Consider the following 11,487-nt stretch of genomic DNA (forward strand, 5'->3'; position numbering starts at 1 on the left):
CGCGGATCGCGACGCTCGCGCCCGGCTGGAGGTCGATCGGGCACGAGGTGCGTTCGACGTGCGGTCCCTCACTTCAGGACCGGCTTGATGTCGACGACCGGCGTTCCGTCGATGGCCTCGAGGGGCCCGACGCGGAGGCGTTCGCCTTCGATCGCGCGCACGACGACGGGGTGGAGGCCGAGCGGATTCGGTCGGTCCGGCGATCGCGTCGCGAAGACGCCCGTGAGCGGGTTGCTCGTGTCAGAGCGCGGGTGGACCTGGAGGACGTCGCGGCGCGCCTCGTGAAGCCACGTGATGAGGAGGATCTCGTCGCCAGCGACGAGGCCTTTCAGCGCCTCCGCCGCCCACGTGTGCACCTCGACCCAGGCATCGGGCGCGCCCTCCGACCCCTGCCTGGGCGCCTCGCCGAGGCCCTTGAGCGCGGACCGGATCACGCCGATCGGACGCAGGTGAGCTCCCACCGACGCCGCCTCCATCGCCACGCTGCTCATGTCCCAGGGAGGGAAGCGAGGCGGCTCGAGGATGTCAACGGAGAAGCGCGTTGCTCCTCCACGGGCGATCGAGGAGCGCTCGGCCGAGGCCGCGTCGCGGCGGCGCGGCCATCCTTCGTGGACGGCCGCACGGACGGCGGCGAGGGAGGTTTGCCGCGCGCCGGGGCGGACGTGGCCGGGCAGTGCTCAAAATTGAACATGAAGGCGGGAAGGCGGGAAGAAAAGATCAATGATCTTCCTGCCTTCCCGCCGTCATGTGAACCCTCTCCGGGCAAATTTGAGCACTACCCGTGGCCGCAGGTCAGGCGGGGCTCATGTCGACGTGTGCAACACCTGAGTCCGAATCGGCCAACTTGGACAGTGTCGACCATCGATATGCATCATCGCTCTGAGCAGGCCGAGAGTGTTTTGGTCGCCTCGGTTGTCCTCTGGTTCATGTTCGATTGGGCCCGTCGAGCGTTGTGGCCACCGCGGCGCCGTGAAACGTGTGCATCCACCACGTCCCCGACGGGAGCTGTCTCGCGCGCCCGCGCCGGACCCCACGGACGTTCATCGCGCCGCTGGGCGCCGCTGGGTGACGCGGGGTAACAGCGCGCGCGCGGGAAGGCAGCCCAGCGGGAGACGGGCAGGTCGACAGACAAGACCGGCAGAACCCGCGAAGCGGAAACCGCCGCGAACCCGCTTGACCCCCCGCGTGACCGCAAGCTATGTTCCCCGCATGCCCAGCGCGTTCACCGCGTCCCCCGCTCGCCCCGGCTCCGAGGCCTTCGTCCTCGGCGTCGCGTCGCACGCGGCCGCCCGGGTGAGCTCGCGCGTGGCCGGGCTGCGCTGGTGGCGCTGGTGTTGTACCAAGGCGGGCCCTAGCGACGGGTAACGCGCCCCCCTCCGGGGAGGCCGACCTGAAGAAAGAAGAAAGAGGGCCCGCCGAACAACGGTGGGCCTTTTCGTTTTTGTCCGCTATGCAGGGCGCCGCGGTCCGACGCTTGAATCCCGAGGAGCAGTGTCTGCCGGAACGACCGTGAACATGAGGAGCGAACCATGATGCATGCAGTGATCGACGCGCTCTGCGCGGGGGTGGACCTCTCCGCCGAGCAGGCGGAGGCGCTGTTTCGCGACGCGTTCGCGGGAGCGCTGAGCGAGATCGAGCTCTCCGCGCTGCTGGTCGCGCTCAAGGCGAAGGGCGAGACACCGGTCGAGGTCGCGGGCGCCGCGCGCGCGCTCCGGGGTGCCGCGGCGCCGTTCGCGCGGCCGGCCTACGCGTACGCCGACTGCTGCGGCACCGGCGGAGATGGGCAGTGCACCGTCAACGTGTCGACCGCCGTGGCGTTCGTGGCCGCCGAAGCGGGGCTGCCGGTGGCCAAGCACGGCAACCGCTCGGTCTCGTCCCAGTGCGGCTCGGCCGATGTCCTCGAGGCGCTCGGCGCCCGGCTCGACCCGGCGGCCGAGGTCTCGCGCCGCGCGCTCGACGAGGTCGGCTTCTGCTTCCTCTTCGCGCCGCAGTACCACGCGGGCATGCGCCACGCGATGCCGGTGCGCCGCGCCCTCAAGGTGCGCACGATCATGAACCTGCTCGGCCCCCTCGTGAACCCGAGCGCGCCGCCGATCCAGGTGATGGGCATCTACGACCCCGCGCTCGTCGGCCACGCCGCCCGCACGCTCGGGATGCTCGGGTGTCAGGCCGCGCTCGTCGTGCACGGCGGAGGCCTCGACGAGATCGCCCTGCACGCGCCGACGCGCGCGGCGCGGCTCCGCGACGGGGTCGTCGAGGAGCTCACGATCGACCCGTCGGACGCCGGGGTCGCGCCCGCGCCGCCCGAGGCGCTCCGGGGCGCCGGCCCGGCCGAGAACGCGGCGTGGCTCCGCGACCTCCTCGCCGGCCGCGGCGAGCGGGCCCACCGCGAGGCCGTCGCCATCAACGCGGGGGCGCTGCTCTGGATCGGCGGGCGCGCCGACAGCCTGCGCGAAGGGACGGCCTCCGCGCTCGAGGCGCTGAGCTCGGGCCGCGCGGCCGAGCGGCTCGCGCGCTTCGTGGCGCTGAGCCGGGAGGCGTCTCAAGAAGCGCGCAAGGAGGCGAATCATGGCTGAGCAAGGCAATGTGCTCGGGCGCATCGTGGAGCGGAAGCGGGCGGACGTGGCAGAGCGCGAGCGGCGCACCCCGCTCGCCAGCCTCAGGGCGAACGCCCCGCCCACCTCGCGGAGCCTCAGGCGCGCTCTCTCCGCGCCGGGCGCGCGGTTCATCCTGGAGTGCAAGAAGGCATCCCCGTCCGAGGGCGTGATCCGGCCGGACTTCGACCCGCACGCCGTCGCCGCGGCCTACTACGGGGTCGCGGACGCGGTGAGCGTGCTGACCGACGAGCCCTTCTTCCAGGGCAGCTTCGAGATCCTCCAGGCCGTGCGCGCGGTCCTGGACGTCCCGATCCTCTGCAAGGACTTCGTCGTGAGCCCCTACCAGGTGGTCGAGGCGCGGGCGCACGGCGCGGACGCGATCCTGCTCATGCTGTCGGTGCTCGACGACGCGACCGCGCTGCTCTGCCTGGGCGCCGCCGAGGCGCTCGGCATGGACTGCCTCGTCGAGGTCCACGACGAGGCGGAGCTCGACCGCGCGCTCGCGCTGCCCGCGCCCGTGATCGGGGTCAACAACCGCGATCTCAAGACGCTCAAGGTCGATCTCGCCGTCTCGGAGCGGCTCGCCCCGCGCGTGCCGCGCGACCGGATCGTCATCGCCGAGTCGGGCGTCGAGTCGCGCGCCCACGTGGAGCGGCTCGCGCCCTCGGTCGATGGATTCCTCGTCGGCACCTCGCTCATGCGCAGCCCCGACATCGCCGACGCCGCGCGCGCGCTGGTGAACGGCAGGGTGAAGGTCTGCGGCCTGACCCGGCCCGGGGACGCGCGCGAGGTGGAGCGGCTCGGGGCCCGCTTCGGCGGCCTCGTCTTCGCCGAGGCCTCGCCGCGGCGGGTGACGCGCGAGCAGGCCGAGATCGCGATCGCCACCGCCGCGGGGCTGCCGTTCGTCGGCGTTTTTCTGAATCAACCCGCGGACTTCGTCGCCGATACGGCGCGCGCGCTCGGGCTCCGCGCCGTGCAGCTGCACGGCGACGAGGACGCCGCGTACGTCGAGGGGCTGCGGCGCGCGCTCCCGGAGGGGTGCGAGGTCTGGAAGTCGGTCCCGATGGCGCCGGCCGGCGCCGCGGGCGCGGCCGGCGGGCCCGGCGCCGCGGGCGAGGGCGCGGCCGGTCAGCCGGGCGCATCCGGCGCGGGCGCCGAGGTCGAGCGCCGCGCCGATCGGCTCGTCTTCGACACGCGCACGGCCGAGGCGCGCGGCGGCACCGGGCGGACGTTCGCGTGGAGCGCGCTCGAGGGCCACCCGGCGCGGGGCCGGAGCCTGCTCGCGGGCGGGCTCACGCCGGACAACATCGCCGCGGCGCGCCGGGTGGGGACCTGGGCGCTCGACGTGAGCTCGGGCGTCGAGCGCGCGCCCGGCGAGAAGTGCGCCGAGCTGCTCGCGCGGCTGTTCGACGCCGCGCGCGGCCCCTCGCGCCACGACCCTGGCCCCGCGGCCCCGGCGGACCGCGCGTCCCCCTGAACCGCATCTTTTACAACGCACCACGCACCATCGACGATCGAGGCAATCACCATGCAGCAAAGCGGTCGCTTTGGCGCCTTCGGCGGCGCCTATGTCCCGGAGATCCTCGTACCCGCGCTCGAGCAGCTCGAGCGCGCGTACCTGGAGGCGCGCGGCGATCCGTCGTTCGCGGCGGAGTTCAACGCCTTGCTGACGACCTACGCCGGGCGCCCGACGCCGCTGACCCTGTGCCGCAACCTGACCGGCGACCCGCGGGTGAAGGTGTACCTCAAGCGCGAGGACCTGCTCCACGGCGGCGCGCACAAGACGAACCAGGCGCTCGGCCAGGGGCTGCTCGCGCGGCGCATGGGCAAGCGGCGGCTGATCGCCGAGACCGGGGCCGGCCAGCACGGCGTCGCGACCGCGATGATCGGCGCCCTGCTCGGGATGCCCACGCGCATCTACATGGGCGCGAAGGACGTCGAGCGGCAGCGGCTCAACGTCTTCCGGATGCGCCTCATGGGGGCGGAGGTGGTGCCGGTGAGCTCGGGCACCCAGACGCTGAAGGACGCCCTCAACGAGGCGCTGCGCTACTGGACCGAGAGCTACGAGGACACGCACTACCTGATCGGGACGGTCGCCGGGCCTCACCCGTTCCCCACCATCGTGCGCGACTTCCAGTGGGTGATCGGCCGCGAGGCCCGCGCCCAGATCCTGGAGGTCGAGGGGCGCCTCCCCGACGCGGTGGTCGCGTGCGTGGGCGGCGGCAGCAACGCGATGGGGATCTTCTCGGAGTTCATCCCGGACAAGGGCGTGGCGCTCGTGGGCGTCGAGCCCGCCGGACACGGCCTGTCGACCGACAAGCACGGCGCGACGCTGCTCAAGGGCCGGCCGGGCGTGCTGCACGGGTCGGAGACCTACATCCTCCAGGACGAGCACGGGCAGGTCGCCGAGACGCACTCCGTGTCGGCGGGCCTCGATTATCCCGGCGTCGGGCCGGAGCACGCGCACCTCATGACGTCGGGCCGGGCGACCTACGTCGCGGCGACCGACGACGAGGCGCTCGACGCGTTCCAGCGGCTCGCGCGCAGCGAGGGGATCATCCCGGCGTTCGAGTCGGCGCACGCGATCGCGCACGCGCTGAAGATGGCGGCGGAGGCGGCGCAGGCAGGGCGAGAGGCGGTGCTCGTCGTGAACCTGTCGGGCCGCGGAGACAAGGACATGGAGCAGGCCCAGAAGCTGCTCGATCCCGGGAGGTCGGCATGAGTCGGGTGGCGGTGAAGACGCGCTACGATGGCGCATTCGAGCGGCTGCGGCAGCGGGGCGAGGGGGCGTTCGTCCCCTTCCTGATGCTCGGGGATCCCGACCTCGCCACCAGCGCGCGGCTGCTCCGCGCGGCGGTGGAGGGCGGCGCGGACGCGATCGAGGTCGGGATCCCGTTCTCGGATCCGATCGCGGACGGCCCGACGGTCCAGGCCGCCGCCGTGCGGGCGCTCGCGGCCGGGGTGCGGCCGCCCGACTGCATCGAGCTGCTCTCGCGGTTCCGGGCGGAGGCGCCGGAGGTGCCGGTCGGCATCCTGACGTACGCGAACCTGGTGAAGCACCGCGATCTCAAGGGCTTCTATGCGTCGGTGGCCGCGGCCGGGGTCGACAGCGTGCTCGTCGCCGACGTGCCGGTGAGGGAGTCGGAGCCGTACGTCGCGGCGGCGCGCGCGGCGGGCGTGGCACCGGTGCTGATCGCGCCGCTCAACGCCTCGGAGTCGACGCTGGAGCTGCTCGCGGAGCGGTGCGCCGCGTACACCTACTGCGTCACGCGCAAGGGCGTGACGGGGGCGGACGAGCAGCTGCGCCTCAGCCATGGGTCGCTCTTCGAGACGCTGCGTCGGTTCGGCGCGCCGCCCGCGATCCTCGGGTTCGGCATCTCGAAGCCCGAGCACGTGCGCGACGCCCTCGCCGCCGGGGCGTTCGGCGTGGTCAGCGGGTCCGCGGTGGTGCAGCGGGTCGCGGCGAACCTCGGCGATCCGGAGGCGGCCGCGCGCGCCGTCGCGGGCTTCGTCCGCGAGATGAAGGCGGCCACGGCGCGCTGACCCTCGGTCGGGGCGAGCCGTGCGGTCGGGTCGAGGCCCGCCGCGCGGCTCGCCGCGCCGCCCGCCCCGCTCCCTGCAGCGGCCGCGCGGTTCGCTGCACGTCGCTTCCGCACCAGGGCGGCCAGCTCCAGGATGGCCGTCGCGCCCAGGAGATCGCCATGCGGCTCACCGCGAACACGACCGCCTTCCTCGCCGCTGCGGCCCTCGGCGCCGCCGCGGCGCACCTCGAGGCCGCCGTCGCCCTGCTGGCAGCGCCGGACGCGCCGGACGCGCCGTACGCGCCGTACGCCGACCGAGCCCCCGCGACCGCGTCCTTTCACCTCACGACCGGCCCCGTGTCGATCGCGCTCCACGCGGCCGCGCTGGATGGCCACCGCGACGGGTGGCCGCCGGGCACGCCGGCTCGCGCCCACCTGGCCATCGGCGTGGCGATCCCGGCCCTCGGCCTGCGCGCCGTCCACCGCGTGAGCTACGCCGCGCCGGCGCGCAGCGGCGACCGCGCGCCGATCCGCCTCGTCGAGGCGCTCGCCAGCGGGCGCGTCCGCGCGTGGCTCTCGTGGCAGGCGGCGAGCTGACCTGGCGGGCGCGCGGCGCCGCGCCGCACGTCGCGCGCGGCGCCGCCTCTCAGAAGAGCCCCACGGAGAAGTGGAGGGCGCCGTCGATCTCGTCGAGCTCTTCGCGCGGGGCCAGATTGAAGCCGTAGTCGAAGGCCAGGGGGCCGATGGGGGTGTTCACCCGCAGGCCGGCGCCGAGCCCGTAGCGGAGCAGCCGCGGGTCGAGGTTCACGTTCTTCGCGCGGATCCAGAGGTTGCCCGCGTCGAGGAAGATCCCGAGCTGGAGCAGATCGGTCAGCGGAATGCGCAGCTCGGCGCGCGGATTCACCATCACCGTTCCGCCGCGGGGGATGTCGTCCGTCGAGATCTGGACGTCATCGTCCTCGGGGTCCTGATTCTTCGACAGCGCGTCTCTCGCCTCCTCCAGCCCGTCCTCGGGGTACAGCGACTCGGCCAGGTGCGAGCGGAGCGAGTCGACGCCGCCCATGAAGAACAGGCGGTCGGGATACGTGCCGCTGTTGGCCACGAGCGGGTGGATGTAGCCGCCCGACAGGCTCAGCGCGAGGACGGGCCCCCGACGCGCGAGCGGGATGTAGCCCGACACGCGGCCCGTGAACCGCAGGAAGTGGCTCTCGGGGAAGTCCGACTGGGACTCGCCCGAGGCGAACACGTCGAACGCGTCGACGTGCTCGACCCCGCCGGAGAGCAGGAATCCCCGGGTCGCGGCGAAGGGGGTGTCGCGGGTGTCCCAGGACGCGTCGATCCGCTGCGCCAGGGCGATCGTGCGGCCCTCGGGCATGCGCAGCTGATTGAGGATGTCCCGCTTCTCGGTGCCGACGGCGCCCTGGAAGAAGCCGACGTCGTTCAGCTCGGTCGAGACGGCGAGCTGCGTCGTCACGGCGCGCCGCGGGCGGTAGGTGAGCGCGGGGATGAGCGCCTGCTTCGTGAAGCCGAAGTCGAGCTGGTTGTCGCGCACGTCGATGCCCGACAGGGACAGGCTGACGAGCGGGCCGAGGCCGATGTCCGGGAGCGTGACCGCGATCGTGTTGCGGCGCTCCAGCTGATCGTCGTCGTCGAGCTCGTGGTAGTGGCGGCGCGCCGCCGGGTCCACGACCATGAACTCGAACAGGTAGCTGAGCTGGACGCGCATCGTGAGGCCGATGGCGAGGCCTCCGATGTTGCGGTGCCCGTACTCGAAGGCGAAGCGCACGCCCTCGCCGGTCGAGAACCCGATCTGCGGGTTCAGGTACTGCGGCAGCTGCTCGACCACGTGGATGACGACCCGCTTGTTCTTCTGCGGGACCTCCGGGTCCTCCAGCGAGATGGCCACGCTGGAGAAGGGGCCGAGCGTGGCGATGCGCTCCTCGCTCAGGCGGGCCTGCGACTGCCGGAACGGCGCGCCCTCGCGGAGCAGCACGCGGCGGAGGATCAGCTGCTCGTCGGTCCGGACGGCGCCCTTGACGACGATGCCGGTGACCATCACCCGATCCCGCTCCGACACGATGAACCGCGCGCGGGCGCGCGTGCGGTCGGGCGAGGGCTCGATGGCCGTGCGGACCTCGGCGAACGCGTACCCGAGGTCGCGGTAGGCATCGAGGATGCGCAGCCGCGCGGCGTCGAGGTCGAGCGTCGAGAGCGGCCGGCCGACCTTCAGGTCGGCGACGTCGCTGAGCCAGCGCTCGCTGAACGGCCGCTCCTCGGCGCAGAAATTCCGATCCCGCTCGCTCAGGCCGGGCTGGCCGCAGAAGCCCTTGTTCCCCTCGAAGGCGAGATCGTAGAGCCGCGTCTGCGGACCGGGGTGGACCGGGATGCGGAGGGTCACCTCGGGGGCGCACGCGATGTGCCGCGCCGGGTCGGGCCGGCAGGTGAGGGCGGCGGGGACGGGCGGCTCGGGGAGGGGGAGGCCCAGCGCGTCGGTGCGGCACTGGGCCGTGACGCGCTCGGCGACCGGCTCTGGGATGCAGGCGCCCGGCGGGGAGCGACGCGAGCAGGTGGCGCGGAGCACCGAGACCGGACCGACGACGGCGTTCAGGTAGCCCTTGCTGAAGTAGAGGTCGCGCAGGTGCTTGAGGGCGCGCTCGTAGGTCTCCTGCGCGTACGTCATCGCCGGGATGAGCTCGACCGGCTTGGCCCGGCCGCCGGCGCCGCGGGTCGGGCCGAACAGGTCCGAGATGCCGCGCGGGTCGGGCATCGAGAAGGCGTCGGCGCCGGGCAGGTCCTCCTCGAGGAAGCTCTCGATCTCGCGGCCGAGGTCGTCGGGGCCGAGGTCGCCGGTGAGGCAGGGGAAGACGCGTTTCGTGACGCGCACCTGCTCGTGCTCGCGGACGGTGAAGGTCAGGTAGCGGACCGGATCGTCCGGCTTGCCGCCGAGCGACGGGGTGACCTTGGCGTCGAGGAAGCCGCGGGCGACGTAGAACGCGGTGAGCCGGTCGGCGAGATCGTCCGGCGTCGTCTCGGTGGTCTCGCCGAGGCCGAGCGCGTCCTCGAGGGCGTCGTCGTCGAAGGCGCGGTTGCCGTCGAAGGCGGGGACGATGCGCGCGCCCGGGTTGAGGTAGACGTAGAGGTAGTTGTTCGGGCCGACCGCGAGGACGCGGTGGGAGACCTCGGCGTCGTGAAAGCCGCTCCGGCGGAGGAGCTCGGTCATCTCGCGGTCGGCCTCGGCGAGGGCGGGCTCGTCGACGCGGGCGCCGACGCCGAGGCCGTAGCGCTCCTTGAGCGAGCCGAGCTCCCGGTGCGCGCGCGGGTCGGCGACGAAGACGCGCTGGGAGACGACGCGCGGGGCGCCGGCCTCGATGTCGAGGGCGAGGAGGATCTGCGACCGATCGTCGGTGTCGACCGCGCGGACCGTGACCCTGGCGGCGGGGTAGCCGTGCTCCGCGTAGAACGCGCGGACGCGGGGGCCGATTTCGGCGAGCGCCGCGGCGGTGATCTCGCCGTTCTCGGCGATGCCGGCGGCTTCGAGGGTGTTCTGCCGATCGAGCGCGCCGCCGGCGATCTGGATGGTGGCGATGAGCCGGCGCGGAACGACGAGGATCCGGAGCGCGGCGCCGTCCGGCAGGAGGTAGGCCTCGGCCGACGCGCGGGCGAAGTTGCCGGAGGCGAGCAGCTCGCGCATGGCGCGGCGCGCGGCGTCGGGGCTGAGCGGCTCACCGAGCTCGACGCTGGTGACCGGCGAGACGATCACCCAGCGGTCGCCCAGCGCGGCGACGTCGATGCGGACGATCGGCTTGCCGACGAGCTCTCCGACGGCGAGCGGCTGCTGGAGCGACGGCACGTCGGTGGCGTCGGTGCGGGCGTTGCCCGGGGGCCCGGCGCGCTCCGCGGGGCTGGGCTGGCCCCGGTTGACCTGACCCGGGTTGGGGTTCGGCTGGGCCGGGTCGACCTGACCGGGGTTGAGCTGACCGGGGTTGAGGTTCGGCTGGGCCGGGCTGACCTGACCGGGGTTGGGGTTGCTGGCCCGACCCGGGTTGAGGTTGGCCCGACCCGGGTTGACCGGAACCTGGTTCGAGCCGCCGGCGTCCTCGTCGTCCACCTGGGCCACGCGCACGGGCGCCTGCTCGGCGCGCGCGGGGACGGCGATCACACCGAGCGGCAAAAGGCCGAACGCCAGGGGAATGAGGACGGAGCGAAAGCGAGCCATCAAGCGCGGAGCGCCGGGGCACGAAAACGAAATGAACCGGCGCCGGCGTGCACGAGGAGCGCAGCGTAGCCCGGTTGGGCCGCGTTTTGGCAAGAGGCCGCCCGCGCGTCGACGTCGCCGGCGCGCCCCACCCCGGCGACGTCGACGCGCGCCCGCCCCCCTCCGCCGCTCGCCGCGCCCCGTTCGCGCCCCAACACGGGACGCGCGAGCTCCAGCGCCCCGCAGGCCCAGGCCCCACCCGATCCACGCCTCGAGGCGCTGATGTGCCAGACGCGGGGCTCTCGGCGGGCGGACCTCGTGCTAGCGTCGCCGCCCGTGCGAGGCACCGGATGAAGGACCTGGCGATGCTTGTCGGCGCCGTGGCGCACGACCTCAAGGTGGTGACGCTGTGGGAGAGCCTGCGCGAGCACTTCCGCGAACATGGAATCCTGATTGATTTCGCGCTCTTCTCTACCTACGAGCGCCAGGTAGAGTCGCTGATCCGCGGGCACATCGACGTCGCCTGGAACAGCGCCATGTCGCACGTGCGGGTCAAGCGGCAGACCGAGGGCCGCTCCCGCTCGCTCGCCATGCGCGAGGTCGACCGTGACTTCCACAGCAAGCTCCTCGTCCGCCGCGACGCCGCGGTCGGCGCGCTCAGCGACCTCGAGGGCAAGGTGCTCGCGGTGGGGAGCGCCGACTCCGCGCACGCGCGCATCCTGCCGCTCCACTTCCTCCGGCAGGCGGGGGTGGCCGTCGACAAGATCCAGCTCATGCCGTTCGAGGTGGACCTCGGCAAGCACGGGGACACCGCGACGAGCGAGGTCCAGGCGCTCGCGGCGCTGCACGAGGGCAAGGCGCAGGCGGCCGCGGTCGGCGACGCGGTGTGGCTGGCCGAGCAGGCGAACGGCCACATCGACCTCCGCCGGGTCGACGTCCTCTGGACGACGCCGGCCTACGACTTCGCCATGTTCGACGCGCTGCCGGCGCTGCCCGAGGCGAAGGCCGAGGCGTTCCAGCGCGCGCTGCTCGCCATGACCTGGAAGAACCCGAAGCACCGGCGCATCTTCGAGCTCATGGGCCACAAGCAGTGGGTGTCCGGCCGCGACGACCGGTACGGCGCGCTCGACGCGGCCACCGCGGCGCTCGCCGCGGCCACCTGACGGCCGCCGCC

8 protein-coding genes are annotated in these 11,487 nt (G+C 73.4%); 6 read left to right on the plus strand and 2 right to left on the minus strand.

Features of this window, described 5'->3' with window-relative positions; genetic code table 11:
• Positions 1-68: 68 nt before the first annotated feature.
• Entirely contained in the window at positions 69-491 is a 423-nt protein-coding gene (gene tsaA / locus WMF26_RS07935) for a tRNA (N6-threonylcarbamoyladenosine(37)-N6)-methyltransferase TrmO (RefSeq protein WP_437999816.1), read from the minus strand.
• Positions 492-1,532: 1,041 nt separating this feature from the next.
• Here tsaA and trpD point away from each other — a divergent pair.
• The 5 genes from trpD to WMF26_RS07960 all read left to right on the plus strand — a co-directional run bounded on the left by trpD (position 1,533) and on the right by WMF26_RS07960 (position 6,715).
• Positions 1,533-2,576 carry an anthranilate phosphoribosyltransferase gene (gene trpD / locus WMF26_RS07940; RefSeq protein ID WP_438002385.1) on the plus strand — a complete coding sequence of 348 codons (1,044 nt, stop codon included), beginning with the start codon at positions 1,533-1,535 and terminating at the stop codon, positions 2,574-2,576.
• A complete protein-coding gene (trpCF, locus tag WMF26_RS07945) occupies positions 2,569-4,074 on the plus strand; it encodes a bifunctional indole-3-glycerol-phosphate synthase TrpC/phosphoribosylanthranilate isomerase TrpF (protein WP_437999817.1) in 1,506 nt (501 codons plus the stop codon). Before trpD ends, trpCF begins: the two co-directional genes overlap by 8 nt.
• A 51-nt stretch (positions 4,075-4,125) precedes the next feature.
• The gene (trpB, locus tag WMF26_RS07950; RefSeq protein ID WP_437318684.1) at positions 4,126-5,319 is read left to right on the plus strand and encodes a tryptophan synthase subunit beta; all 1,194 of its coding nucleotides are present in this window, start codon (positions 4,126-4,128) and stop codon (positions 5,317-5,319) included.
• Positions 5,316-6,140: a tryptophan synthase subunit alpha gene (trpA, locus tag WMF26_RS07955; RefSeq protein ID WP_437999818.1), complete on the plus strand. Its 825-nt coding sequence runs from the start codon at positions 5,316-5,318 to the stop codon at positions 6,138-6,140. Before trpB ends, trpA begins: the two co-directional genes overlap by 4 nt.
• Before the next feature lie 158 nt (positions 6,141-6,298).
• Positions 6,299-6,715 (plus strand): hypothetical protein, encoded by a 417-nt coding sequence (locus tag WMF26_RS07960; RefSeq protein WP_437999819.1) that lies wholly within the window; start codon positions 6,299-6,301, stop codon positions 6,713-6,715.
• Between the two features lie 49 nt (positions 6,716-6,764).
• On the opposite strand, the gene WMF26_RS07965 is transcribed toward WMF26_RS07960, so the two are convergent.
• Positions 6,765-10,334 (minus strand): POTRA domain-containing protein, encoded by a 3,570-nt coding sequence (locus WMF26_RS07965; protein ID WP_437999820.1) that lies wholly within the window; start codon positions 10,332-10,334, stop codon positions 6,765-6,767.
• Between the two features lie 329 nt (positions 10,335-10,663).
• On the opposite strand from WMF26_RS07965, the gene WMF26_RS07970 reads away from it, so the two are divergent.
• Positions 10,664-11,476, plus strand: coding sequence for a phosphate/phosphite/phosphonate ABC transporter substrate-binding protein (locus tag WMF26_RS07970; RefSeq protein ID WP_437945500.1), 813 nt, complete (start codon positions 10,664-10,666; stop codon positions 11,474-11,476).
• The last annotated feature ends 11 nt before the right edge of the window (positions 11,477-11,487 follow it).

The organism is Sorangium sp. So ce185 (genome assembly GCF_051526825.1).
Classification (GTDB): domain Bacteria; phylum Myxococcota_A; class Polyangia; order Polyangiales; family Polyangiaceae; genus Sorangium; species Sorangium cellulosum_D.